The 26,251-nt window shown below is 62.7% G+C and carries 21 protein-coding genes; 7 read left to right on the forward strand and 14 right to left on the reverse strand.

The window, feature by feature from the left end:
* Positions 1–78 precede the first annotated feature (78 nt).
* The 14 genes from DTJ15_RS08120 to DTJ15_RS08185 all read right to left on the reverse strand — a co-directional run bounded on the left by DTJ15_RS08120 (position 79) and on the right by DTJ15_RS08185 (position 19,371).
* Entirely contained in the window at positions 79–627 is a 549-nt protein-coding gene (locus DTJ15_RS08120) for a cytochrome b (protein ID WP_081562920.1), read from the reverse strand.
* A gap of 3 nt (positions 628–630) precedes the next feature.
* Positions 631–1,725: a catalase gene (locus DTJ15_RS08125; RefSeq protein ID WP_249109810.1), complete on the reverse strand. Its 1,095-nt coding sequence runs from the start codon at positions 1,723–1,725 to the stop codon at positions 631–633.
* A 135-nt stretch (positions 1,726–1,860) separates the two neighbouring features.
* Entirely contained in the window at positions 1,861–3,519 is a 1,659-nt protein-coding gene (locus DTJ15_RS08130; RefSeq protein WP_408902070.1) for an efflux transporter outer membrane subunit, read from the reverse strand.
* 8 nt (positions 3,520–3,527) lie between these two features.
* Positions 3,528–4,727 carry an efflux RND transporter periplasmic adaptor subunit gene (locus DTJ15_RS08135; protein ID WP_043558961.1) on the reverse strand — a complete coding sequence of 400 codons (1,200 nt, stop codon included), beginning with the start codon at positions 4,725–4,727 and terminating at the stop codon, positions 3,528–3,530.
* Positions 4,727–7,996, reverse strand: a complete 3,270-nt coding sequence (locus DTJ15_RS08140; protein ID WP_043558958.1) for an efflux RND transporter permease subunit — start codon at positions 7,994–7,996, stop codon at positions 4,727–4,729. Before DTJ15_RS08140 ends, DTJ15_RS08135 begins: the two co-directional genes overlap by 1 nt.
* A gap of 298 nt (positions 7,997–8,294) precedes the next feature.
* Positions 8,295–9,668 carry a cytochrome c gene (locus DTJ15_RS08145; RefSeq protein ID WP_227449727.1) on the reverse strand — a complete coding sequence of 458 codons (1,374 nt, stop codon included), beginning with the start codon at positions 9,666–9,668 and terminating at the stop codon, positions 8,295–8,297.
* Positions 9,668–11,461: a GMC family oxidoreductase gene (locus tag DTJ15_RS08150; RefSeq protein WP_081562916.1), complete on the reverse strand. Its 1,794-nt coding sequence runs from the start codon at positions 11,459–11,461 to the stop codon at positions 9,668–9,670. The genes DTJ15_RS08145 and DTJ15_RS08150 overlap by 1 nt, the downstream gene beginning before the upstream one ends.
* Positions 11,462–11,464: 3 nt before the next feature.
* Entirely contained in the window at positions 11,465–12,244 is a 780-nt protein-coding gene (locus tag DTJ15_RS08155; RefSeq protein ID WP_249109811.1) for a gluconate 2-dehydrogenase subunit 3 family protein, read from the reverse strand.
* A 133-nt stretch (positions 12,245–12,377) separates the two neighbouring features.
* Positions 12,378–13,220: a hypothetical protein gene (locus DTJ15_RS08160; protein ID WP_052348960.1), complete on the reverse strand. Its 843-nt coding sequence runs from the start codon at positions 13,218–13,220 to the stop codon at positions 12,378–12,380.
* Entirely contained in the window at positions 13,207–14,313 is a 1,107-nt protein-coding gene (locus DTJ15_RS08165) for a hypothetical protein (RefSeq protein WP_249109812.1), read from the reverse strand. The genes DTJ15_RS08160 and DTJ15_RS08165 overlap by 14 nt, the downstream gene beginning before the upstream one ends.
* Positions 14,310–15,287 (reverse strand): Hsp33 family molecular chaperone HslO, encoded by a 978-nt coding sequence (locus tag DTJ15_RS08170; protein ID WP_249109813.1) that lies wholly within the window; start codon positions 15,285–15,287, stop codon positions 14,310–14,312. Before DTJ15_RS08170 ends, DTJ15_RS08165 begins: the two co-directional genes overlap by 4 nt.
* Before the next feature lie 78 nt (positions 15,288–15,365).
* Positions 15,366–16,334, reverse strand: coding sequence for an ornithine carbamoyltransferase (gene argF / locus DTJ15_RS08175; RefSeq protein ID WP_081562912.1), 969 nt, complete (start codon positions 16,332–16,334; stop codon positions 15,366–15,368).
* Between the two features lie 12 nt (positions 16,335–16,346).
* Positions 16,347–17,522, reverse strand: a complete 1,176-nt coding sequence (locus DTJ15_RS08180) for an aspartate aminotransferase family protein (protein WP_043559342.1) — start codon at positions 17,520–17,522, stop codon at positions 16,347–16,349.
* A 205-nt stretch (positions 17,523–17,727) separates the two neighbouring features.
* Positions 17,728–19,371 carry a D-aminopeptidase gene (locus DTJ15_RS08185; protein ID WP_249109814.1) on the reverse strand — a complete coding sequence of 548 codons (1,644 nt, stop codon included), beginning with the start codon at positions 19,369–19,371 and terminating at the stop codon, positions 17,728–17,730.
* Positions 19,372–19,462: 91 nt separating this feature from the next.
* Here DTJ15_RS08185 and DTJ15_RS08190 point away from each other — a divergent pair, with 91 nt between their 5' ends.
* The 7 genes from DTJ15_RS08190 (at position 19,463) to DTJ15_RS08220 (ending at position 26,191) form a co-directional block, all read left to right on the forward strand.
* Positions 19,463–20,068: a regulatory protein RecX gene (locus DTJ15_RS08190; protein WP_248461112.1), complete on the forward strand. Its 606-nt coding sequence runs from the start codon at positions 19,463–19,465 to the stop codon at positions 20,066–20,068.
* Between the two features lie 121 nt (positions 20,069–20,189).
* Positions 20,190–20,645: a CHAP domain-containing protein gene (locus DTJ15_RS08195; RefSeq protein WP_043559339.1), complete on the forward strand. Its 456-nt coding sequence runs from the start codon at positions 20,190–20,192 to the stop codon at positions 20,643–20,645.
* 102 nt (positions 20,646–20,747) lie between these two features.
* Complete coding sequence (locus DTJ15_RS08200; RefSeq protein ID WP_043558941.1) at positions 20,748–21,023, forward strand: twin-arginine translocase TatA/TatE family subunit; 276 nt, start codon at positions 20,748–20,750, stop codon at positions 21,021–21,023.
* 49 nt (positions 21,024–21,072) lie between these two features.
* The gene (locus DTJ15_RS08205; RefSeq protein WP_043558939.1) at positions 21,073–22,005 is read left to right on the forward strand and encodes a bifunctional riboflavin kinase/FAD synthetase; all 933 of its coding nucleotides are present in this window, start codon (positions 21,073–21,075) and stop codon (positions 22,003–22,005) included.
* A 70-nt stretch (positions 22,006–22,075) separates the two neighbouring features.
* Complete coding sequence (gene ileS, locus DTJ15_RS08210) at positions 22,076–25,045, forward strand: isoleucine--tRNA ligase (RefSeq protein ID WP_081562908.1); 2,970 nt, start codon at positions 22,076–22,078, stop codon at positions 25,043–25,045.
* Complete coding sequence (gene lspA, locus DTJ15_RS08215; protein WP_081562907.1) at positions 25,042–25,578, forward strand: signal peptidase II; 537 nt, start codon at positions 25,042–25,044, stop codon at positions 25,576–25,578. The genes ileS and lspA overlap by 4 nt, the downstream gene beginning before the upstream one ends.
* Before the next feature lie 55 nt (positions 25,579–25,633).
* Positions 25,634–26,191 carry a DUF3035 domain-containing protein gene (locus DTJ15_RS08220; RefSeq protein WP_373364572.1) on the forward strand — a complete coding sequence of 186 codons (558 nt, stop codon included), beginning with the start codon at positions 25,634–25,636 and terminating at the stop codon, positions 26,189–26,191.
* Positions 26,192–26,251 lie beyond the last annotated feature (60 nt).

A 26,251-nucleotide genomic window follows, 5' to 3' on the forward strand; every position in this document is an offset into this window, starting at 1 on the left:
GAACGGGCTGGCCCGTATCTTTGGTCATGAAAAAGGCGGCTCCATCATGGAGCCGCCTTTTTTCGTGTCTGGAGGTTTTTATCGCCCCAGCATGGAGCCCATGACACCGTCCCGCCGGATGATGCCGTGCAGCAGGGCCGCTCCGATATGGGCGAGAATGAGCAGGATCAGCCCATAGGCCAGAAGACTGTGCAGGCAGCGCAGGACACCCCACAGATGGGGATGGAAGCCCATGAGCGGCGGGATGTGGCAGCCCCCCCACAGGGTGATCGGGTATCCGCCAGCCGAGAGCATGGCCCAGCCGACCAGCGGCAGGGCGATCATGAAGCCATAAAGCAGGATATGGGAGACATGGGCGGCCAGCTTCATGGGGCTGGGCATGTCCATTGGCAGGGCAGGTGTGTGGTTGGCAAACCGGTTGACAAGCCGGATGACCACCAGCAGCAGGAGCAGGAACCCCACCGTGCGATGCAGCGTGAAGAGACCAGCATAGTGGATGGTGGAGTCATGCGCCATGACCAGCCCGACAAAGAGCATGACGATGATGAGGACCGCCATCACCCAGTGCAGCAGGATGGAGAGGCGGGGGAAGGGCGTAGCATGGCCTGTATTCTGTGGAAAAGACATGGGTTACTGGCCCTTCTCGTCTTGTGTGAGGGTCGGATTGGCAACATCGCCCGGCGTGACCATGCTGGGTGCTTTGTGCTCGGCAGACCGGGTTGCATAGGACCTCATGTAGACTGACGAGCGCAGGGCCAGCAGCGGGTCGTCCGAGGCGCTGATTCCGTCAGGCAGGATGGTGGGGTCGAACACCATGGGGCCACAGGGGCTTTCATCCTCGCTGTAGGCCTTCGTGAAGGTCACCGTGCCGACCGTTACCTTCTGGTCCGCATTGTCCCATGGTTGGCTGGAGTCGTTGACCGGGTCTCCTTCACGGGCCACCGTGGCAACGATGTCCCAGCGGAGGGGCCGTTGATCCAGCGTCTGGACCAGCCGTTTGAAGAGATAGTTGCCATCATTGGCGCCATTGCCGTCAGCCGGGCTGAAGGGTTCCTGCGCCACGGCAGCCCAGCGGACGGCTGTCTTTTTTCCGGCTTCATCTGTCAGGATGAAGCTGTCGAGGCTGTTGTATGTGTCGTTGGTCAGGTCGGATGTCTGCTTGTGGGCTTTTGCCTGTTCAAAAGCCGTTTTCAGCCAGGGGCGCTGGGCTGCATAGGCCTGAACGGCCACAGGGTCGGGCCTGTGGGTGGCAGGGTCCAGCTTTGCGGCTCCGAAGAAAGCGTAAGCATCGGCAATATCCCGCATGGACTGGAGAGGGGCATCTACCAGCGCCAGCCGCCAGTCATCACCGGATGGGGAGCGTATCTGCATGGAAAGGCTGCGGGCCACGGCGGGATTGTCCGGCAGATACGGCAGTGGCGGAGCCAGTGAGAAACGCCCCATGACAGGCAGATGCTCGCCCCTGAAGATGCCGGAACGGGACAGGGCCCGTCCCTCTGGAGAGGGATCAAACCAGCCGGTGGTACACATGCCTTTGGCATGAGCACGGCGGAAGCCATCACCCGGAGCCCCAGCATTATGGAAGCGCTGCATGAAGTGGGAAGGAGATATGGCGGCCGGACTGAAAATGTCGGCCGTCCAGGCCAGCAGGCCACCCAGACAGAGTGGCGGCAGAATGACAGCCGCCCAGCGGGCCGGACTGCCCTTGCGGGGGGAATGCGCCATTGGATGCTCTCCTCAACAGGTGACGAAACTAATTCGTAGGCTGTATCAGATGTTACCAGTGACGGGAAGAAAAGTGGACGGGCCGCACCAGAAGACTCCACCCGCCGGATGGGGCGGGTGGAACCGTTCTTTGCCTCAGGGCATCGCCCCGATGGGAAGCGGCTTGAGGTGGGCATTGGTGCCACGGCCTACGGCATCCGGGGCATCATGGGTCAGGTCCTCATGGGCCTCGGGATGTTCGGAGGCATTGACGTCACCAACCTGCTTGGGATGGTGCAGCCCCTCATACTGGAAGGCACCGACCGACAGCGTCTCGGCCATCGTGGGAAGGTTCTTGGAGTCCCACCCGCCGCCAAGGCTGCGGATCAGCGAAACATCAGCCTGATACAGCCTTGTGGCCACCTCCACCTGCGTGATGCGGCTGCGGAGGGTGTTTTCCTGGCTGAAAATGGCATCCAGATAGGTGCCCACACCGCCCTGATAGAGCGTCATGGTCATGTTCTGGGTTTCCAGATTGGCATTGACGGCCTTTTCCAGAGCCTGGTTTTCCAGATTCAGGCGGTTGGTGCGGGAGAGACCATCCTCCACTTCCCGGAAGGCGGAGAGGACGGTCGTGCGGTACTGGTCCCGTGTCTCCCGGTAGGCGGACCATGACCGTTGGAGTTCCGCCCGATGTACGCCGCCATCAAAGAGCGGAATGTTCATGCGGGCACCGTAGGTCCAGAGCGAGTTGGCCAGATTGGCCAGCTTGAAGCCGTTGGCCTCGAACCCGGCATCCGCATTGAGAGAGAAATGCGGGTAGAAGGCGGCACGGGCAATGCCGATGGCCCGGTTGGCCTGGGCCATCTCACGCTCCGCACTGGCAATGTCGGGCCGCCGCTGGAGCAGGCCTGAGGGCACGCCCGCCGGAATGTTGGGCTGGTGGAAGTCCAGCGCCTTGACGGGGTCGATGTGGAAGCTGGAGGGCGCACTGTTGGTCAGCACGGCGATGGCATGTTCCGTCACCTCACGGGCGGCCTGGATGTCATACAGGGCGGCCTGCGTGGTGTAGAGCTGGGCTTCTGCCCGGGCGAGGTCCAGCCGGGGGGCCGCCTTGTATTGCAGCTGGGTGCGGGTGACATCCAGTGCCCGGTTATAATAGGCGATGGACTGCTGGTAGATGGCGATCTGCGCATCATAACCACGCAGCTGGATGTAGTCGGTGGCCAGCTCGGCCTCCAGGCTCAGCCGTGCCATGGCGAAGCGGGCGGCCTCCTGCTGGGCGGCCTGCCGGTTCATGCGGACACGGTTGCGGATGGCGGACCAGATGTCCGGCTCCCACGAGGCCAGACCGGCATATTCTTCCTGCGTCTGGGTCAGCGTGGCCCCGTTGCGGAAGAGCCTGTCTGCCGACTGCTTGTTGTCTGACCCGCCTGCATCAAGGCTGAGATGCGGGAGCAGGTCCGCCCGGGCTTTGGCCACGAGGGAGCGGGCCTGAAGGAAACGCTCGGCGGCGGCCTGGAGGTCACCATTCTCGGCAATGGCCCGGTCTTCCAGCTCGTTCAGCAGCGGATCATGAAAGAGCGTCCACCAGTCACTGGGGAGGGTGGCATCGGCGGGCTGTGCCACGGCGAAGGGGGCCTGCCCCTGCCAGCTGTCCGGCACGACAAAATGCGGCGGTTCGTAGCGTGGGGCGAGGTCGCAGGCACCGAGGCCCGTCAGGGCCAGCAGGCTGCCACCAAGGGCAGTCCGGCGGGCAAGACGGCCCAGCCTGCGGCGGGTCTTCTTCATGGAGGAAGAACGGTCAGAGATCATGGTGGTCATCAGTCATCATCTCCGGATTCTTCCCAGCCGCTCTGGTTATAGCCCCGGGCCGGTGTCACGATGTGGACGGGGTCGCCTTCCAGAAGGTCGGCGGGCGGGTTGTTGATGATGCGGTCATCCGCCGTGATGCCTGCCTGAACCTCGGTGGAGCTGTCCGCCATCTTGCCGACACGGATATTCTTGAAGTGGACGGTGTTCTTCTGGTCCACGGTTGCCACCTGCATTCCTTTTTCCTGAAAGACGAGGGACCCCGTGGGAATCTTCAGCAGGTGGGAGGCATTATTGTTGGCTTTCAGAGAGACAGAGGCGAAGGTCCCCGGCCAGAGGGCGTGGTCGGCATTGTCCAGCGTGAATTCGGAGACGGCCGTTCTCGTGTTGGGGTCATAGCCGAGGGATGCCGTCAGGAACTTGGCCGTGAAGATGCGGTCCGGATACTGCGGCACGTGGACCTCCGCCGTCAGCCCGTCCGTCAGCATGTAGGAGAAGATTTCCGGCACGGAGATGAAGAGACGCAGGCGGTGCGTGTCCGCCACGGTGAAGAGTTCGGAGGCCCCACCAGTGGCGTTGAGCTGCCCGCCCCCGCTGTTGACATAGTCACCCACATTGATGGAGCGGGCCGTCACGACACCATCGAACGGAGCCACGATCTGCTTGAACTTCTCCAGGGCGGCGAAGTGGTCCACATTGCGCTGGGCTGCTTCCATCTTGGCGTAGGCGGCCTGTTCATCCGCCGTGGCGACGGAGACGGACTGCCCGGAAACGGCCTGGGAGTGCCCCATGGCCCGCCAGCGGTTGGCCGTCACGGAGGCCAGATTGTACTTGGCCTTCTGGGCATCAAGGTCTGCCAGGGCCTGGGCGTACTGTGCATCCAGTGCCGGGGCGTTGATTTCGGCCAGCACATCACCCTGATGGACGACGGCACCGTAATCCTTGTACCACATCTTCACGTAACCGGAGACCTGCGCATAGATCGGCGCCTGATACCAGGCATCAATCGTGCCGGGGAGCGTGAGGCTCACCTTGCTGTCCGCCTTGTGGGGCAGGATGATGGCCACGTTGGGCACGGCACTCTGTTCCGCCACGTCATGCAGGTGGGCGTTGTGGGCCATGCGGCCGAGCAGCAGCACGATGATGTAGAGGCCCAGCACCAGGGCGATCAGGCCGAGCAGTAATTTGTGTTTGCGGGACATGCTGGCCATCAGACGGTCTCCTTATGACGCGCAGTACGGTTGTGGATGATTGCATAGACACAGGGAACGAAGAGCAGCGTGGACAGCGTGGCGACAATCAGCCCGCCAATCACGGCCCGGCCCAGTGGGGCATTGGTGGAGTTGGAGGTGGCCATGGGGATCATCCCCACCACCATGGCAAGGGCGGTCATCAGCACGGGGCGGATGCGCTCCCGTCCGGCTTCCGTCGCTGCCCGGAGGGCATCACCATGCAGCTCGATCCGCTCCCTGGCGAAGGACACCACGAGGATGGAGTTGGCCGTGGCCGTCCCCATGCACATGATGGCCCCTGTCAGGGCCGGGACGGACAGGCGTGTCCCGGTCAGGAACAGGGCCCAGGCGATCCCGGCCAGTGCGCCGGGCAGGGCGGTGATGATGATGAACGGGTCCATCCAGGACTGGAAGTTGACGACGATCAGCAGGTAGATCAGCACGATGGAGACCATCAGCCCGATGATGAGCTGGCCATAGGCTCCGTACATGGTCACGGCGGCCCCATGGATCTCCGTTGCGGCCGTCTTGGGCAGCAGGGATTTCGTGTCGCTGATGACTTTCTTGACGTCCGTCAGCACGGCCCCGAGGTCCCGTCCTTCGGTGGAGACGTAGATGTCCACCTCCGGCATGGAGTTGAAGTGGGACACCTCACCCGGCGTGCCGGTCGGCACGACGGTGCTGATGCTGCCCAGAAGCTGGTCGCCCGTACCGGTCGGGTTGCCATCGCCCTTGTCCACCGGAATGGTCAGCAGGTCGCTCAGATGCGTCAGCTGGTCCTGCGAGACGTAGGTGTTCAGCGGGAATGTGACGTCGTTGCTGGGGTCGAGCCAGAACTGCGGGTCCACCGTGCTGGAACCGGAGAGCGTCATCAGCTGGTTGTTGGCGAGGTCGGCCTCGGTCAGGCCGGTGGCCTGGCTGAAGGTCCGGTTGCCACGGATCATCAGTGTCGGTGTCTTCATCGTCTGCTGGATGACGACATCGGCAGCCCCCGGGATGTGCCGCAGGCGGGTCATGATCTTGCGGGCATAGTCATAATTGTCGGCAATGTCCGGCCCGTTGATCTGGATGTCGATCGGTGCGGGAGAGCCGAAATTGAGGATCTTCGCCGTCAGGTCCGCCGGCTGGAAGGTGAAGACCGTCCCGGGGAAGCGGGCGGAGAGGTCCTTGCGCAGCAGGGCACGATAATCCCACACGGGGGAGGCCTCGTTTTTCAGGGCGATGGTCAGGTCGCAGTCCTGCGTCCCGATGGTCGGTGTCGGGATGAAGGCCTGGTTGTGCGCCCCTTCCGGCAGGCCGCAGTTGCTGACGATCTCTTCCACCTGGCCGGGCAGGTCCTGCTCGATGCGGTCGGAGACCAGAGCGGCAATGCGGCCCGCAACCTCGATACGGGTACCCAGCGGGGCCCGCATATGCATCTGGAGGGCGTTGGACTTCGTCTCCGGGAAGAAGTCCCGCCCGGCCGTGAAGTAAAGCCCCAATGACAGGACGGAAAGGCCGAGGAAGATGCCGACAAACAGTTTGCGCTGCTCCACACAGCGGACCAGAATGGCGTAATAGCCGTCCCGGAAGCTGTTGAACTTTTCCTCAAAGCCCTGCTGGAAGCGGATGAAGAAGCCCATGACACCGCTGCGTGGTGGCAGGGGAGCGGAGTGATTGTGGCTGTCTGTCCCGTCGCCACGGTTGGCCGGGTGACCGGCTGCCACGGCAGTAGCGTTGGCATCGGCAGTATGCTGCTCCCTGTCCGGGATGTCATGCCCGTGACCATGATTGGCCAGCAGGTATTTTGCCATGGTGGGGACCAGCGTCCGGGAGAGGACGAAGGAGGCGATCATGGCGAAGATGATGGCTTCCGCCATCGGGCGGAAGAGGTAACCGGCCACGCCGTCCAGCTCGAACAGGGGCAGCCACACGATGCAGATGCAGGTGGTGGAGACGAAGGTCGCCGTCACGATCTGGTTGGCGGCATCGATGATGGCAGGTTCAAGCTCCTTGCCCATTTCGAGATGGGTGTCGATGTTCTCGATCATCACCGTGGCGTCGTCCACGAGGATGCCGACCGCCAGGGCCAGCCCGCCCAGTGTCATCACGTTGATGGATTCCCCGGCCCAGCTCAGCCCGATGACCGAGCAGAGAATGGCCAGTGGGATGGAGGTGGCGATGATGACGGTGGACCGCCACGAGCCGAGGAAGAGCAGCACCACGATGCCGGTCAGGAAGGCAGCGGTGACCATTTCCCGCACCACGTCCTTGATGGCGTCCTTCACGAAGATGGAGGCGTCGGTCAGGATGCTGACCTTCACGTCATCCGGCAGCACGGCCCGCAGGCGGGGGAGGGCCTTCTTTACGCCATCCACCACGTCCAGCGTGGAGGCTTCGCCGCTCTTCATGACGACGACCTCGACGCCCTGACGTCCCTTCACGAGCACGAGGTTTGTCTGCGGATGGCCGCCACGATAGACGTCCGCCACGTCATGAACGTAGATCACCGCATTGCCCACCCGTTTGACCGGAATGTTGCCGATGGCCTTCATGCTCTTGGGGGTGGCGTTGGTCTGCACCATCCAGTCCACGGCGTCGATCTTCTGGTCACCGGCGGGCAGGACGATGTTCTGGTCATGCATGGCATTCTGCACGTCCATGGCCGAGAGATGGTGCGCCCGCAGCTGGTCCTGGTTCAGCGTGACCATCACGAAGCTGTCCATCCCGCCATAGGGATGCGGCACCACGGCCCCCTCGACGGTGACCAGAAGCGGACGGACACGGATCATCGCCAGCTTGTAGAGGTCGGACGGCGTCTGCTTGTCCGAGGTGATCTGCAGCGAGATGACTGGAACGGAAGACGCATCCAGCCGCATGATCATCGGGGCCGGGATGTTCACTGGCAGCTGCTTGATGACGGTCTGGGAAATGGCGGTGACTTCCGCCTCTGCCTCGCCAATCTCAGACCCGGGCTGGAAGAAGATCGTCACGATCCCACGCCCGTAATAGGAGTTGGACTCCATGTGCTCGATGCCCTCCACGGTGGAGGTCACCATCAGCTCGTAATTGTAGATGATGCGGCCTGCAAATTCCTCAGGCAGCATCCCGCCATAGGTCCAGACGGCAGAGACCACCGGAATCTTGATATTCGGAAAGACGTCAGTCGGTGTTTTGAAGACTGACATCACCCCGAACATCACGATCAGGATGGACAGTACCACAAAGGTCAGAGGCCGCTTCAGGGCGGTGATGACAATGGCATTCATGGGTCGGACTGTTCCAGTTTTATTCCAGAGGCAGAAGGAAGCCGGGACAATCTAGGCAAAAAGGACGACAGGGCGAATTAAATACTGTTTTAGTCTGAGTTATGACATCTCCGTAAGGTACGGCACCTTCTTCTGTAGGGCAGGCAGAAAGGCCCCTGCTTCTGTTCTACAGTCCTCATCCTGTCACGAGATGACGGGAGCATAGGTTACAGGAATGTCATGGAATGCAGCGCTCCGTCTGTATGGGTACGGAGGAAAAAAACCGCCAAGGGTGTTTCTTCCTTCCGTGCCGATGGTGTCAGTTTTTGGGAAGCTGGTCCGGTGTTTCTGCCTGCGGGATGGAGTGGCGGATGTGTTTCACGGTACTTTCCTTCACGGGGCTGCTGTTATTGCCCCAGCTCTGCCGGATGAAGCTGACAACATCAGCTACTTCCCTGTCAGAGAGCGTGTCCGCAAAGCCCGGCATGGTGAAGGCGGAGGCCGCCGTAGGCAGGGCGTGCATACTGTCGCCAGCCAGAATGATATGGATGAGTGATGTGGCATCATCCGTCATCACGATGGGGTTGCCAGCCAGTGGGGGGAAGACCGTTCCATACCCGGCACCATCGGTGCGGTGGCAGGCGGCGCAGCGGTCCATGTAGGTCTGTGCCCCGGGCTGGGAGAGGTCGGCACGGCGGAGCATGTCGGTCGTCGTGGGGTCATAGACCCAGGGTGTTTCCTTCCGTGCCGGGGCCAGCTGCATGAGGTAACGGGCAATGGCGTGCAGGTCCGCCTCCTTGAAGGCATGGGCACTATGGACGATGACAGGCGTCATCCCGCCAAAGCTGGCACCAGTCCGGGACCGCCCCGTGCGGAGGAAATCCACGATGTCCTGTTCGCTCCAGCGGCCCAGTCCTGTCCGGTTTTCCTGCCGGAGGGAGGGGACGACCCATTGTTCCACCACGCCCCCGCCAGAGAGGAAGAGCGGCCCGTCCTTGGCTGTCTGGGCTTTTTCATTGAGGGTGATGCTGCGGGGGCTGTGGCAGGCCCCGCAATGGCCGGGTCCTTCCACCAGATAGGCTCCACGGGCAAGTATGGGGTCGGAGAACTGGTTGTTGGTGCGCAGCTGGGCAGACTGGATGGAGGGTGAGAACAGCCAGCGCCAGATATGCAGGGGCCAGCGCATGGAAAGTGGCCAGATCAGCCCATTGGCGGGCGGGTCAACAGGCTGCGGTGTCACCCCCCTCTGGAAATAGACATAGAGGGCATGGATGTCCGCCTTGCTCAGCCGTGCGTAGGAGGGATAGGGCATGGCCGGATAGAGGGCGCTGCCATCCTTGCGGATGCCGAGCTGGACGGCCCGGGCGAATTCGGCTTCGGTATAGTGGCCGATGCCGTGGACGGGGTCTGGCGAGATGTTGGTGGAGTAGATGGTGCCTATGGGCAGCTTGAAGGGCATCCCCCCGCTGTAGGGTGGCCGCCCCGGCTGGGTGTGGCAGGCGGCACAGTCGCCCAGAACGGCCTGATAATGGCCCTCTTCAATCAGTCCGGCAGGCAGGGGAGCATCATCAGCCTGTGCAGGACGGGTGGGCAGGGTGGCAGCCACGATGCCCAGCAGACCCAGCCCCATCATCAGCAGGGGGCGAAGGGGGGATGTGCGTTTCGTGCCGGTGGAACGGAGGAACAGGGACATCAGGCGTGTACCATCGGGCCGGGATTGCGGAGATAGGTCTGGCGGATATGGTAAGCGGACCAGTAGGCCAGTGCTGCCACCAGGCCTGTCGGGTTGTATCCCATTCCTTGCGGGAAGGCGCTGGAGCCGATGACGAAGAGATTCGGGACGTCCCAGCTCTGGAGATACCGGTTCAGGGCGCTGGTTTTCGGGTTGCTGCCCAGAATGACACCACCGCTGAGATGTGTTGTCTGATAGATGCGGCTGTCGAAAAGCTGGCCCGGCTGGAGGCTGTTCAGGCTGGTCCGTGTGGCCCCCATGGCCTGGGCAATGTCGCCGATCTGCCTGACGACATACTGGTTCATGCGGATGTCGTTGTCCTTCCATGTGAAGGTCATCCGCAGCATGGGTTGGCCATAGGCATTGCGCCATGTGGGGTCTAGGTCGAGATAGACATCCCGGTAGGCCATGTTGCTGCCATGGGCATCAATGCTGAAGGAATGCCTGTACTGGTCGATCATGGCGGCCTTGTAGGCACTTCCCCAGCGGGGTGATCCTTTTCCGCCACTGCCCTGTGCGGCAGCAATGGGCTTGAGGCCCGCCTGATTGACCCAGACAGGAGACCCGCCAATGAAACCGGCCCGCCCCCGGTCGAAACCGGGCTGGTTGAAGTCATCAATGGCCACGCCAGCGCCGCCGGCGCCGACAAACTGGTTTGTGCAGCGGTTTTCCGGCAGCCAGACACGGGAGGAGGTGATGGTCTGGTAGGTGAAATTGCGGCCGATGGTCCCGCTCTGGCTGACCGGGTCATAGGGTTTGCCAATGCCGGATGTCAGCATGAGGTGGACATTGTGCAGCTGGAAGGCGCTGAGGATGACCAGATCCGCCTCAATGACCTGTTCGGAGTCGGTTTTGAGGTCGATGTACCGCACACCGGTGGCTCTCTTGCGGGTGTCATCCAGCAGGATTTCCAGCACTTGGGCCTGTGTGATGAGCCGGAAGCGTTTGTCCTGCCGCAGAGCGGGCAGGATGTTCACGTTCGGGGAGGCTTTGGAATAGAGATAGCAGGCATAGCCACTGCAATAACCGCAGAAGTTGCAGGGGCCCATCTGGCAGCCATAAGGGTTGGTATAGGGCTGGGAGGCATTGGCGGCAGGCATGCTGTAAGGGTGGAAGCCTGCCTCCCGGGCTGCCTGGCGGAAGACGCTGGCAGAGAAGGTGTCTGCCATGGGCGGCAGGGGAAAATGGCTGGAGCGGTCCAGGGCAAAGACGTTGCCACGGCCTGTTTTCTGCCCCTGCACGGAGGATGCCTCCCCCGAAGTTCCAAAGACCTTCTCTGCCTTGTCGAAAAACGGTTCCAGTTCTCCGTAGCTGATTCCGTAATCCTGGAGGTGCATGTCTTTGGGGATGAATTTCTGCCCGTAGCGCTCAATGGTGGCGCTGCGCAGGCGGAGGTCATCCTCCGTGACGCGGAAGTGGCAGCCTGACCAGTGCAGTCCGGCACCACCAACGCCTTCGCCGGGGAGGAAGGCGGCCAGCTGGCGGTAGGGCAGGGCAGTCTGGTCCGGGCGGTTGCGGATGGTCAGGGAGGTGCGGGCCAGTTTCTGGAAGAGGCGCTTGCGCACGGCGCCCCGCAGTTCGTCAATGGAGCCGGGATAGGTCCCTTCCACGGCTGTGCTGTGGTCGTGCCCACGTTCCAGCATGGTGACGTTCAGTCCGGCCTCTGTCAGTTCCTTGGCCATGATGCTGCCGGCCCAGCCAGCGCCGATGACAACGACATCCGGCTTCGCGGGAGGGAATGTCTGGTCTGTCATGGTTCATCCCTCCTCATTCTGGAAAGAGGCGCTGTATGGGTCCGGTTTTGGAGGCATGCCGACCGGGCCCAGGGGATAGCGGGCCCCGTTCTGGTTGATCCAGTCCATGAAGTCCGCCCTGGCACCGGGAAAATCCATCATTTTCCAGCCAGCCATGTTGTGGTTGCCGCCATAGGCAGGGTCGGAGAAGGCTCCTTCCAGTGTATTGGTCCGCAGCTGCTCGAAGAAGGCGGCACCGGGAATGTCATTGAGGTGGAGCCTGTTATCTTCCAGCGCATGCAGCACCTCATCCTGCCATTGTGGCGAGAGGGCTGCAAAAACGGCATCATGCAGCATGAGGCAATGGGTGTTTATGGGCGTGATGGCCCCACGATAGAGGTCCTGTGGGCTGTAGGGCAGCTGGTAGCCCAGCTCTGGCGGTCCATTCACGAAGGGAGCCTTCATGTACCAGAGGTCACCCCGGCCGTAAGGGGTGGTCATCTGCCTGTCGATGAAGCGGGGTACGCCGAGGGCCTGGGCTCCCGGCCCGTTTTCATCCTGCGGAAAGATGCGCTCGCACGCATGGCAGAGAAAGAGATATTCCTCCGCACTGAAAAAGACGGGCCTGTAATGGGCGGGGTCATCATCCGGGGGGGCGGGCTGTTGTTTCCCATCCTTTTCGTCTGCCCGGGCGGCATGGCTGAGCAGGGGAAGGCTGGAGAGGGAGGCTGCCCCTCCCATGAAGCCACGCCGGGACAGCGGGGCAGGAGCATCGTGGGAGGGAGGGGAGGAAGATGATGTCATCGCACAGGGCGGCCCGGTTTGAGAAAGTCCAGAAGAGGGGGCAGAATGGGAAAAAAGGCAGCAGAAGACAAGTTAACCAGCTGTCATGCCTGCTTTCTTCCGCCTTTTTTCCCGCATTGGGCGCCCAGGTCCGTTATTGGGGCAGGGTGAGCATGTGGGGCTGGGGAGAATGGATGCGGCCTGCGGAAGGTGCCTGGCCTGTTTCCGTATCAGCCGGTTTCTGCCAGCTGCCGGCAGTGCTGGCAGTATTGCCAACGGCCCGGTCTGCCGTTGCGGTGGCACCGGTCACGACCGTGCTGGCCGGGGGCTGCGGTGCAGCCGGGGGTGTGCCGGACAGATCCGTGCTGCTCAGCTCCTGGCTCTGGATGGTGGCGGCATTCAGCGGTGTGCCTGTTGCGTCCGTCAGCCATGAGGCCAGATGGCTGCGAACCTGGTATTCCAGCTCGACATTCATGTCATCCATGAGCTGCGTGTTGAGTGTATGGAGGTTGTGCTCCAGCCCGAGCTTGCCCGGGGCATCAATCGTGCGCTGGACATGCGCCGTGATGAAGCCGTGGTGATGGCTGGCGGTGTCATTCAGGTTCAGCTGGACTGTATAACTCCCGCTGAGGGCATGGTGCGGGGCCTTGCTCATCTCCGCTTTCGTGATGGTGAAGCTGGCTGTACCGGATGCCCCCATGGCGTGCAGGCGCTGGCGCCCCATAAGGGCCAGAGCGTCGGCGGGGTTGGTCGGGCTGTGGGAGGACAGGGCGTCACTGTCGGGCTGGACCTGGTTGCTGACATCAACCTGGCTGACATTCAGGTTGAGGGGGGGCAGGTAGCTGTAATCCGGTGACGGGAATGTTTCCTCTCCGGAACCGCCGGAGGCACAGCCTGCCAGCAGAGCCAGCGCACAGCCCATTCCCAGGCTGAAGAGAGAGGAACGCAGCTTCATGCGGCTGACCAGATGAGGCGTTCTGGCACTATGGTTCGTCATGGTTTTCATGTCCGGCGCCTGTTGTTTTTTCGTGGTCCTGCGGGGTGAGCCGGTCCCGGTCGGGCAGGCCTGCTGTCCGACCGGCCTCAAAAAAGAAAGACTGCCCCCAGTGTCCGGAAGAAAATGGAAAAGATGTCCGGTTTTGTCCAGTCTCTTCCTGTGTGGTGGCCTGTGTATCGGTCTGGGAGGACGAAGGTGACAGGGCGATGTCCTTCCACAGGGCCGAGGCCTTGCCCACGCCATAATCTTCCAGCCGGAAGGGGTGGGCATGTTTCAGTTCCTCAATGCAGTTGGGGTTGCTGATGAACCATGAGAGGAGAAAGATGGGGACCAGTGGCGTAAGCGGCCCATCTCCCAGCAGGAGTTCACCCTGCGGGTGGTAGAAAAGGGGCTGCTGTGCTGTTTGCGGGTCTATCTGTCCTGCCGGGCCGGGCCAGAAGAGGTAGAAGGTTTCTCCGTTTCTTTCGTCACTGAAGCGGCAGGCCACACCTCTGTCTGTCGGCATGGTCAGTTCGGCCCGGATGATGCGGCCACTGAAAGGGGAGCAGGCCAGCGTGTGGGGGCCGGCGGGCCGTGTCTCCAGCATGGCCCGGATGAACCGGGGCGCAAAGGGCTGGCCAGTTGCATCCGCTGCCTCCAGCTCCAGTGAGGTCTCTTCACCATCCAGCAGTGTGGCGGGAGACAGGACAAGAAGCGACCTGCTGACAGAGCGGAACCAGAGGCCGAGCAGCTGGAGGCGGGCCGTGTGCGGCAGGTTGGTGAGTGGGGCCATGGCCTCATGCGGGAAGCAGGCCTCGGCTGGCAGAGGCGTTACCCGGCCCAGCAGCGTCGTGCTGAGTTGCTGTAGGGCGGGGGCAACGGCCTCCCTGATCTTCTGGCTCCAGTGTTTGTCCAGCGCCAGGGCGTGGCAGGCGAGGATATCCCCTTCAGGTGTGAGCCACCAGCAGGCTTCCTGCCCTGTGTGCCTGTGCTGGAGACTCAGGACCTCCATCCCGGCAGGGGCCGGATGACGCCCGTTGCACTGCCAGCCCGGATAGAGCCGTTCGACGGGCTGTCCGTCCCGCTGGAGAGGTACTGGAAGCCCTGCTGTCATGGCGCTCCAGCATCACCGTTTTTCTGGCCATCGGGCAGGCTTTCACGGGTGAAGGTGAAAGCCGTGTTGCAGAAATGGCATTCCATGGAGATCACGCCATCCTGTGCCATGTGGTCGAGGTCCTCCCCGCTGAAACGTTCCAGCACACCCTGGAGGCGGGCCCGGCTGCACCGGCAGCCGAAGGAGAGAGGCCTGGCCGGGGCCAGCTCCACATCCAGCGTGCCGAAGAGACGGTTGATGAGCGCCCCGGGGGAGAGCTGTGGGTTGAAGAGCTCCTCTGCCGTCAGGGTCTGGCCAAAGGTGCAGGCCGTTTCCCACAGGTCCTGGATGGTGGCATCGGCTGGTCTGTGGTCATCATTGCCCGCAATCGGGGTGCTGTCTGGCAGGCGTTCCAGTACCAGGGCTCCGGCCTGCCGGCCCGATTCCGTATGGCGGGAGAAGAGGTGGATGGCGCAGTCATGCTGCTCACTGGTCTGGAAATAATGTTCGGCCATGTCAGCCAGAGTGGGGCCTTCGAGCCCGACAATGCCTTGATAACGGTCGGTATCCGGCCCCTGATCCACGGTAAAGGCCATATAGCCCTTGCCCAGCAGTCCGGAAGCATCTTCCGGCAGGGGGAGGGTGTAATCTTCAGCCATGCGGGCGGTAAAGCGCAGTTCGCCTGTATCGGTGCAGTCTGCAAGGAACAGGGAAACAGGTCCGTCTCCTTTGACCTGAAGGGAGAAGGACCCTTTGAATTTGAGGGCCGTCGCCATGGCTGCCACGAGGGCGAGCGCCTGTCCGCCAAGGAGGCGGACCGGTTCTGGCAGTTCATCATGGCGGGAGAGGATGGCCCCGGCCAGCGGGCCAAGTGTGATCAGCCGCCCCCGTACTGGCACATGGCCAAGATGGAACGGTGTGATGGCATGGGCGACCGTGAGGTCGGGGACATCATGCGGGCGGGGCGTTGCTGCGGGCGTGGTGGTTTCTGTCACCGGGGTCACAATCCTCTCTGTCGGGCCTGTCTGGCCTGATGCCGTACCCCCTCCGGGGCAGGCATCAGGCGGAAGGGTCTAGCCCTGATAGGCCGAAAGATCATCCTTCTCCATGCACCAGAGCAGAAGCCCTTTCTGGGCATGCAGGCGGTTTTCGGCTTCATCAAACACGATGGAGGCCGGGCTTTCGAACACGGCCTTGCTGACTTCTTCCCCTATATGGGCAGGCAGACAGTGCATGAACAGGGCCTGGGGTGAGGCCAGCGCCATGAGGGTTTCATCCACATGGTAAGGGCGGAACAGCCTGAGGCGTTTTTCCGCATCTTCATCCCCCATGCTGACCCATGTGTCCGTGATGACGGCATCCGCTCCTGCTGCGGCCTCCTTGGGGTCATGCGTCAGGCGGATGTCACCGCCATTGTCCCGGGCCCATTGCACTGCGGTTTCGGACGGGGTGAACTCCCCTTCCGGTGTGGCCAGATGCAGGGTGAAGCCCAGGCGGGCTGCGGCCTCGATCATGGAGGTGGCAACATTGTTGCCATCGCCGATCCAGGCCAGTTTTTTGCCGGTGATCGGCCCCCTGTGTTCCTCAAAGGTAAGGATGTCGGCCAGAATCTGTACAGGGTGGGAGATCGGTGTCAGCCCGTTGATGACCGGCACGCTGCTCCAGCGGGCCAGCTCACGCAGGTTGGCATCCTTGCCCGTGCGCAGCACGATGACATCCAGAAAACGGGAGAGGACACGGGCCGTATCGGCAATGCTTTCTCCACGCCCCAGTTGCATGTCGGATGGAGCCAGCACGTTAACGGTCCCGCCAAGCTGTTTCATCCCGACTTCAAAGGAGACACGGGTGCGGGTGGAGGGGCGGGACATCATCAGCCCCAGCGCACGGCCGGCCAGTGGCTGGCCGGGGCAGAGCGGATGTCTGCGCCCCTGCTGGAGAGCCTTGACCCGTGCGGCGAGCGTGAGGATGTGCCGCAGTGTCTCGGTGGAGTGGTCCTTGATGTCCAGGAAGTGACGGGGCGATGAGGCCTTGGTGGTACTCACGCAGGTGTCTCCTTACTTGTTGGCAAGGGCGTGAGCAGCACGCCCGATGCGGGTGCAGGCTTCCTGACAGTCAGCCTCGGTTGCAATGAGGGGCGGAACCAGACGCAGCACGTTGTCCCCTGCGCCTATGGCCAGAAGGCCCTCGGCCATGACAGCAGCCAGAACATCCCCGACAGGGATGCGGCAGCGCAGGCCCCGCATCAGTCCGACACCACGGACTTCCTCGAAAATGGTGGGATATTCCCTCACGCAGGCTTCAAGCATTGTGCCAAAGGCGGCACCGGTCTTGCGGACATGCTCCAGAAAGCCGGGTGACAGAATCTCTTTCAGCACGGCCAGCCCGGCCGAGCAGGCCAGTGGGTTGCCGCCATAAGTGGTGCCATGCGTGCCGGGTGTGAGGTGCTGAGCCAGGTCTTCACGGGCCAGTACAGCCCCGAGCGGTACGCCCCCGCCAATGCCTTTGGCGGAGGACACGACATCCGGTGTGATGCCTGCCTGCTCGAAGGCGAAGAGCGTACCGGTACGGCCCATGCCGCTCTGTACCTCATCAATGCCCAGATAGAGGCCTTTCTCATCGCACAGGGCACGGAGGCCCTGCAGGAATTCATGGTCTGCTGCCCGGATGCCACTTTCCCCCTGCACGGGTTCCAGCAGGATGCCGGCTGTCTGGTCTGTCACGGCGGCCCGGACGGCGTTGAGGTCGTTGAAGGGCACATGGTCGAACCCTTCCACCGGTGTGCCGAACCCTTCCAGATAGGCCGGGTTGCCGGTTGCGGAAATGGTGGCCAGTGTCCGTCCATGAAAGGCATTGTTGAAACAGATGATGCGTGTGCGTTCAGGGTGACCATTTTTGTACTGGGCCCGCCGGATCAGTTTGATGAGGCCCTCATTGGCCTCCGCACCGGAATTGCAGAAGAGGACTGAATCCGCAAAGCTGTTCGCCACCAGCATGTCCGCCAGGGCCCTGGCCTGTGGAACCTGATAGAGGTTTGAGACGTGGATGACTTTGCTGGCCTGTTCGGTGATGGCCTTCACGAGGGCCGGGTGGCTGTGGCCAAGGGAGGACACGGCAATGCCAGCTCCGAAGTCCAGATAGCGTCGTCCATCCGTGCCGGTGAGCCAGAGGCCTTCGCCATGCTCAAAGGCAAGGTCAAAGCGTTTGTAGTTCGGCATGATGGAGGCGATCATGGTGGACGCGTTCCCGGTCTGAAAAATCAACGACATACAGCCCGTATCCGGTGGCGCATCAGTTCCATGCCTCCAACGGAAAATACCCCTGTCCGGTTTTCAGATCAGGGGGAGCTGCCCGACCATACTGCTTGCAGAACGGGGAATCGTCAAACCCTGTTTTGCAGGCAGGCCATGGAGGGCTTTGCAGCCGGACGCATGGCCTTCAGTCCGGCAGCCGCCGATAGATGAGATTCCGTGCCAGCCAGCAGCTGACACGCAGCTGGTGGAGGCGCCCGTTCCGCCGTTCGAAGTGGAGGGTCCAGTCGCCGGGCGGGGTGTGATCCAGAGCCCGGGGGCAGGGGAAGGCCCACAGGTCCGGTCCCAGTCCGGTCAGCCGTTCCATCCGCCCTGTTCCCAGAAAACCGGAGAACCCGCCATGCAGCAGCCCGCTCTGGCTGGTGATGGTGAAACGGGAGCCGTCCAGCTCCTCACATTCATAGTCTCCGGCAAGTTCTTCCAGGCCAGGCTGGGGGCTGGCAGGGTAGGGGCGGAGCAGGGCATGCCGGTTCTCCCCTGGCCGTTCCATGATGATGTGGGGCGTGGGGATTTCCTGTGTGCTGGCCTGCATGTGTTCGCCCTGTATATGCCGCACACGGAGGTTCCCGGCCTCGGCAAGCTGGGGGGAGATGATGTCCAGCGTTTCCGGCAGCATGAGGTAGCGGAGCTGAAGCTTGCCCGGTGCTGCTGCGGTGATGCGGGCGGAGAGGCCGGTTTCCTCATCCAGCCAGAGGCCCTCCAGTGCATGGGGAGCCTGTCTGCCAGAGGGGGCCTGTCGGGCAGCCGGTTTTCCCTCTTCTCCCAGAAAGGCCCGGAACAGGTTGGCGGCGGCCTGCTGGGCCGGGGACATGTGGTTGAAGAGGACCACGACAGAGAGGCGCAAGGCGGCACAGTGCAGCCGGTGGGACCGCCAGCCCCGCAGGGCGCCGCCATGGGCTGTGACCTCATGGCCTGCGATGGTGCCATGCTGCAGCCCGAAGCCGTAAGGCGCCTTGTGCCCGTTATCGAACAGGACGGGGCGGCTCATGCGGTTATAGAGGCCTTCGGGGTCATCACGCTGCTGGTCGATGAAACGTTCCCAGGCGATCATGTCATCCAGCGAGGCTGCCATCCCGGCATCCCCTGTCCAGTAGATGTGATTGCGGGCGGGCCAGTAGCCGCCCTCCTGTGTCCCCTCATAGCCGGTTGTGCCATCGGGCAGGGCGCTGGTTTCCGCCGCCAGGATGGCCCGCCTCATGCCGACCCTGTCGAAAACATGCTGCTGGAGCAGCTCGGCAAAGCTCAGCCCGCTTTCTTCTTCCATCGCCTCGGAAATCAGACGGAAATTCTGGTTGACGTAGGAATAGGATGTGCCGGGAAGAAACTGGAGGGACCGTGTCCCGGTGATGACCCTGTCGGAATCCGCCGGGCTGAATGTGCCTTCAATGGCGGCACCATGCAGCATGGCCACGGCCCAGTAATCCCGCAGGCCGGACTGGTTGTGAGCCAGCTGTGTGACAGTGGGCGGGTCGGAGCGGAGCCGGGGCAGCCGCCTGTGGATGTATGGGGCCAGGGTTTCCGGGTTTTCGTAACGGTCCAGCAGGGTGGCGCAGGTGAACTGCTTGGTGATGGAACAGATGCGGAACAGGCTTGCGGGCGTGAAAGGCAGGCGGCGTTCCAGCGAGGCATAGCCCCAGCAGTGCCGGGCGATCACTTCCCCCTCATGCAGGACGGCAACAGCTCCACCGGGGCCGGGATAACGGGTGGCCGTGGCGTGCATTTCTTCCTTCAGGCGCCCGGTCCGGGGCAGGATGGAGTGTTGTGCGTGCATGAGAACTCACTGGCGGGTACTATGGAGAGGCCTGTTACCAGTGATGAAGATTTTGGACGGGCAGGGCAAGAGCAAGTTATGGACTGATCGCATGGATGTTATCCCACCTTCACCAGATTATCAGAGCCTGAAAGACGCAGCTCTGGCCCATCTGGCCCGCTTTGCCACGACCCGGCAAAGCTTGCGGCAGATGTTGCAGCGGCGTGTTCGCCGCTGGGGGGTACGGGCTGCCCGGGCTGGCATGTTTGCCGAGGAGGTCGCTGCACATGAGGCCGTCTGCCTGCCGGTTATCGACCAGATCGTGGAGGAGATGGGGCGCTTCGGAGCTGTGGATGATGCGGCCTTTTCCCGTTCCAGGTCCCGCAATCTGGCCCGTGCCGGGCGGTCCCGCCGAGCTGTGCAGGCCCATCTTCAGGCAAGGGGCGTTGATGGTGAGACGGTCCGGCAGGCGGTGGATGAGAGCCTGGGAGAGGCAGGGGAGGAGCAGGCCCATCAGGCCGAACTGGCCGCCGCACTCATCCTGGCTCGCAAAAGGGCGGTCGGGCCATTCCACAGGCCCGACAGGCCGGAGAAGGAACACATGAAGGTACTGGCCATTTTTGCCCGCAACGGTTTTTCGCAGGATGTTGCGGAGAAGGCGCTTGGAATGGACAGGGAGGATGCGGAAGATTTGATTATCGGATTCCGGTCCCTGTGATGTTCCGTTGGGCAGGAACCAGATTCAGCCTCAATGTCCGGTTAGGCTGATGTCTGGCGAGAATGGGCAGAGCGTGAGGTGGACCATGCAGAAAAGCGGGGCTGTCATGCAGGGATGGCAGATGTGGGACCGCCGGAAGGAGGTGCTGGCCCTGTGTGTCTGCCTCACTCTCGGAGCATGCAGCTCGGTCGGATCCTATCATGGGCCGGTGCAGTGTGCGCCTTATGCGCGGCAGGTGAGTGGGGTCAACCTGCGGGGGCGGGCTGCCAGCTGGTGGTGGGAAGCCCGGGGCCATTACCAGCGTAGCCACAGGCCACAGCCGGGGAGTGTGCTGGTGTTCCGGGCAAGCTCCCGTATTCCGGATGGGCATGTGTCGGTCGTGCGGCGCCTGCGGACGAGGCGGCGGATTGAAGTGGATCATGCCAACTGGGTTGGCGGGCGTATTGAGCACAGTGTGCCGGTGGAGGACATCTCCCCAAGGGGGGACTGGTCGCTGGTCCGGGTCTGGTGGGCCCCGGCAGGAAGTATGGGCAGGCGTGCATATCCCACCTATGGTTTTATCCTGCCAATGCGCTAGGATGCCTTCACGACATGGGTGGGCCCATGGGCCGGGGGTTGCACAATCAGTACGCCCCTGCCACATGGGGGACGCCTCAACCTTATCAGGGAGTATGGTCCTATGGGCAGCATGAGTCCGATTCACTGGATAATCCTTGCCGTTATTGTACTGGTGCTGTTCGGGGGTGGCGGCAAGATCAGCAGCCTGATGGGCGATTTCGCCAAGGGGATCAAATCCTTCAAGAAGGGCATGGCCGAGGATGACCGGGAGGGAACCGCCGCCCCGCAGCAGGCTGACGAACGTCTGTCCCCGCCCCAGCCCCAGCAGGGTACGGCAGCGCCCCATCAGCAGCCGGATGCCCGTATGGCTGATGATGAAAGCCACCGTTCCCGCTGATCCCGCTCTGCGGAACAGTTCCGGCACCTGAAGACCCGATGATACCCATATGACTTTCTGCACAGACTGGCGGGCCGTGCCCCGCTCCTGCTGGGGTGCGGCCGTGGCTCTGGGCAATTTTGATGGCGTGCATCGAGGTCATGTCCATTTGCTTCAGAGCCTGAAGATGGCTCGCCCCGGCTGTCGGTTGGGGGTGCTGACCTTCGAGCCACATCCACGGTCTTTTTTCCGTCCGCAGGACCCACCCTTCCGTCTCATGCGGCCGGAGGTGCGTGCCGCCGCCCTGAAGGAGCAGGGCGTAAGCTGCATCGTGCAGGCAGAGTTTGATGAGGCTTTTTCCCATCTGGGTGCCGAGGCCTTCGTGCGGGATGTGCTGATCGAGGGGCTGCATGTGGCTCATGTGGCCTGTGGGGCGGACTTCGCCTTCGGGCACCGGCGGGAGGGTGATGTCACGTTTCTGGAGCAGCTTCTGGTGGAGCATGGTGTGGGCGTCAGTATCGTCCCGCAGCTGGCGGATGTGGCAGGGCCGGTGTCTTCCAGCCGGATACGCCGTCTCCTTCAGGAGGGTTATCCCGAGAAGGCAGCGGAGCTTCTGGGGCGCAACTGGGCCATCACGGGAGAGGTGGTCCAGGGGGATCAGCGGGGGCGCCTTCTGGGGTTCCCGACAGCCAACATTGCGCTGAAGGAGCATCTGGAGCCTGCCAGGGGTGTCTATGCCGTGAGGGTGCAGATGCCGGACGGCCGGCTCGTGCCCGGCGTGGCCAATCTTGGCCGCCGCCCGACCATCAATGACGGGCGGGAGAGCCGGCTGGAGGCTCATCTTTTCGATGTGGATGAGGACCTGTACGGCCAGATTCTGGGGGTGGAGCTGGTTGCCCTGCTCCGGGACGAGAAACGCTTTTCCTCCCTTGATGAGCTGAAGGCCCATATTGCGGCAGATGCCGCACAGGCGAAGCAGGTGCTCGGCAAGACAGGGGGTTGACCGGGACGGCAGGCTCTCTCCATAAGTACAGTTATTTTTATCCCGTACTGAGAGCTGGCGCACCTATTCCATGTCTGAGCCTGTAGAAAAGACCGATACCGTTTTCCGTGAGCAGCAGGAGCGTTACCGGGGAACGGTCTTCCTGCCCAAGACATCTTTCCCCATGCGGGGCAACCTGCCAAAGCGGGAGCCGGACATGCTGGCCCATTGGGCGGAGACGGGGCTGGATGGCCAGATAGCGGAGGCCGGGCGTCGGGCGGACAGCATCTTCACGCTGCATGATGGTCCGCCCTATGCCAACGGGCATATCCATATCGGCCATGCCCTCAACAAGGTGATGAAGGACGTCATCAACCGTGCCCAGCGCATGAATGGGGCGCAGGTGCGCTACATGCCGGGATGGGACTGCCACGGCCTGCCGATCGAGTGGAAGGTCGAGGAGGAATATCGCCGGAAGGGCAAGGACAAGGATGCCGTGCCGGTTCTCCAGTTCCGTGCGGAGTGTCGGGAATATGCCGCAAAGTGGGTGGAGGCCCAGCGGGAGGACTTCAAGCGTCTGGGCATCCAGGCGGAGTGGGACAACCGCTACGTGACGATGGACTTCGCCTCCGAGGCGCAGATTGCCGAGGAAATCGGCAAGTTCCTTCTCAATGGCCGTCTCTATCGTGGGTTGCGCCCCGTGATGTGGAGTCCGGTCGAGAAGACGGCCCTGGCCGAGGCGGAAGTCGAATATCACGACATCACCTCCACGACCCTGTTCGTGGCTTTCCCCAATGTGAAGGACCCGACGGAAGGGCAGCTGCTCTCCGGTGCTTCGGCCGTGATCTGGACCACGACCCCGTGGACGATCCCCGTCAACCGGGCACTCGCTGCCGGGCCGGATATCACCTACACGGTCATCCATGTCACCGGCGTGGCCGAGGACAGTCTCGTGCCGGTCGGGGCAAAGCTGATCGTGGCCGTGGACCGTCTGGAAGACTTCCTCTCCGGCGCAGGCGTTACCGGGCATGAGGTCCTTCACACCCTTCCCGGCCGTGCGCTGGAAGGAGCCGTGTTCGCCCATCCGCTGCGGGGGCGTGGGTTTGATTATGACGTGCCGCTGCTGCTTGGTGATTTCGTCACGACGGATGCCGGTACCGGTCTGGTGCACATGGCCCCGGCGCATGGTCATGACGACTTCATGCTCTGCCGTGCCCACGGCGTGGAAGTGACGGAAGAGGTCTGCGACAACGGAACCTATGTGGACTGGATGCCGGAGCTTGGGGGTGTTCATGTCTTCAAGGCCACGCAGCCCGTATGTGATCTGCTGACACAGGTGCGGGATCAGGCCCGGCAGGACGGTGCCCCGGCCCGTGGCCTTATGGCCCGGGCGGAGATCGTCCATTCCTATCCCCATTCGTGGCGGTCCAAGAAGCCGGTGATTTTCCGGGCCACGCCGCAGTGGTTCATCGCCATGGAGCCCCGTGAAGGGGATGAGGGTGGCCCCGGCCTGCGTGAGCGTGCCCTGAAGGCCCTTGATGACATCAGCTTCGTACCGGCCAGCTCCCGCCGCCGCCTGACGAGCATGATCGAGCAGCGGCCGGACTGGTGCATCTCCCGCCAGCGGTCCTGGGGCGTGCCGATCGCCGTGTTCGTGGAGAAACGCACCGGTGAGGTGCTGCGGGATGCCGATGTGATGTCCCGCATCGTGCAGAGCTTCCGGGAGCGTGGGGCGGATGCCTGGTATGACACGGACCCTGCCGTCTATCTCGGTGAAGGCCGCAATCCGGAAGACTATGATCAGGTTTTCGACATTGTTGACGTCTGGTTCGAGAGCGGATGCAGCCACCGTTTCGTCCTGCATCAGGAGGGCGTGAACTACCCGGCTGACCTGTATCTGGAAGGTTCCGACCAGCATCGCGGCTGGTTCCAGTCCTCCCTGCTGGAAAGTGTGGGGGCCGAAGGCGTGGCGTCCTACAGGACGGTCGTGACGAACGGGTTCGTGCTGGACGGGCAGGGGCGCAAGATGTCCAAGTCCCTCGGCAACACCATCGTGCCTGATGACGTGACGAAGACGCTGGGTGCGGACGTGCTGCGCCTGTGGGTCCTGAACTCTGATACCAATGAGGACCTCCGCATCAGTCAGGAGATTCTCAAGCAGCAGGGCGAGCTGTACCGCCGTGTGCGGAACACGCTGCGCTGGCTGTTGGGGGCACTGGATGGCTTCACGCAGGCCGAGGCCCTGCCGCTGGGCTGGGATGACGTGTCCGCCCCGGTGGACGTGATGCTGGACAGGCTGGTCCCGGACGAGGCGGCCCGTGCCCTCCGCCACAAGGCAACGGTGAAGGCCCGCAAGGCCCTGCCGCTGCTGGAGCAGTACATTCTGCACCGTCTGTACGAGCTGTACCAGCGTGTGCAGGAGGCGGTGAAGACCCATCAGTGGAACGGCGTCTATCCGCTGCTGCACAATTTCTGCAACAATGAGCTGTCGGCCTTCTATTTCGACATCCGCAAGGACGTCCTCTACTGCGATCCGACGGACTCCCATGCACGCCGGGCGGCCCGCACCGTGCTGGACGTGCTGCACCGTGCCCTGACGACGTGGCTGGCCCCGGCTCTGGTCTTCACGGCGGAAGAGTCGTGGCAGGCCCGTTTCGGGCAGGAAGGCAGCGTGCATCTGGAGCGCTTCTTCGTGCCGGAAGAAGGCTGGCATGATCCTGAACTGGCCGGACGGTGGGAGACCCTGCGTCAGGTCCGCCGCCGTGTCACCACGGCTCTGGAAGTCGCCCGTCGGGAAGGGTTGATCGGCTCCTCGCTGGAGGCCCAGGTCCATCTGCCCCTGACGGCCGATGAGCAGGTCGTGTCCGAAGGGATCGACTGGGCGGAGCTTTGCCTGGCGTCCGAGGTCCATGTGCAGCCGGGTCAGGCCGAGGATGAGGTGAGGGTCAGCCGTGCGGACGGGCAGAAATGTGCCCGTTGCTGGCGTGTCCTGCCTGATGTCGGGCAGAATGAGGACCACAGCCATCTCTGCCTGCGCTGTTTTGGTGCGGTGAGTGCATGAGGTCGGCCCGGGCTGAAGGTACAGGGAGCGGCGCATCCCCGGCCCCTGTACCGGGGTCGCCACGGTGGCGGCTGGTCGGGTTGGTAACGGCTCTTGCTGTCCTGTTCGTGGACCAGGCGAGCAAGGCATGGATTCTCTACGGGCTGAACCTGCCGGCACGGGGGACCATGGATGTCATGCCCTGCCTCAGCTTCACGATGGTATGGAATCACGCCGTGACGTTCGGCATGTTCGGCGGGCACGGACGCTGGCTGTTCATTGCCATCTCCCTGCTGGCAGTGTTGGGGCTTCTGGTCGTTCTTCTGCGGTCACGCCGTCGGCTGGTCAGTCTTGCCTGCGGCGGGATCATCGGGGGCGCCATTGGCAATGTGATAGACCGTCTTCATTACGGGGCTGTAGTGGATTTCCTGCATTTTCATGTCGGGGGATGGTCCTGGTATGTTTTCAACATTGCGGATTCTGGCATTGTCTGTGGTGTTGGCCTGTGGCTGCTGGACTCCTTTCTGGCGGAGCGGCGGAGCCGGAATGGCTGAAGTGACAACCGGCTTGCCCATTGCAGGCAGGCCCTATAGGATTGGGCATCTTTTTGTGAGTGCAGTGCGGGAACCTGTCATGCGGCTTTTTGCTCCTTCAGTTATACGTCACGGAGTCCGGTTGGGTGCTCTGGCCACGTTCGGGCTGGCGTTGGCTGGGTGCTCCGGCAGTGATGTGGCGCGTGGCTTCGGCCTTCAGCGCAGCCTGCCGGATGAATACGCCGTGACGACCCGTGCGCCACTCTCCATGCCACCCTCGGAGAAACTGGCCCTTCCGGGGGCAGCCAGTGCCAACCGCCCGGATGAAAGTCCCCGTATGCAGGCGCTGGAGACGCTGGCCCCGGATGTCGCTCTTCACCCCAATGAGGGGACGGAGAGCGTCGGGCAGGAGGCCCTTGTCCAGCGGGCCACATCGGCGGCCCGTGGTCCGAACAATGCCGAACTTGGCGATGCTGATGCTGGATTTGTGGACAGTCTTCTTTTCTGGCGGGGTGGCCGGGCTGGCAATGTCGTGGATGGCGAAGCGGAAAATCGCCGCATCCAGAAGAATGCGGCCCTGGGGCAGAGCTTTGCTGAAGGCGCCACGCCGACCCTGCGGAAGGGTGGCAAATAAGAGCTTTCAGGCTCTCCTTTTGCGGTTGGTGTTCCGTCCTGTTCTGCCTCCTGTCTGAGG

The organism is Parasaccharibacter sp. TMW 2.1891 (assembly GCF_023337675.1).
Lineage (GTDB): Bacteria > Pseudomonadota > Alphaproteobacteria > Acetobacterales > Acetobacteraceae > Bombella > Bombella apis.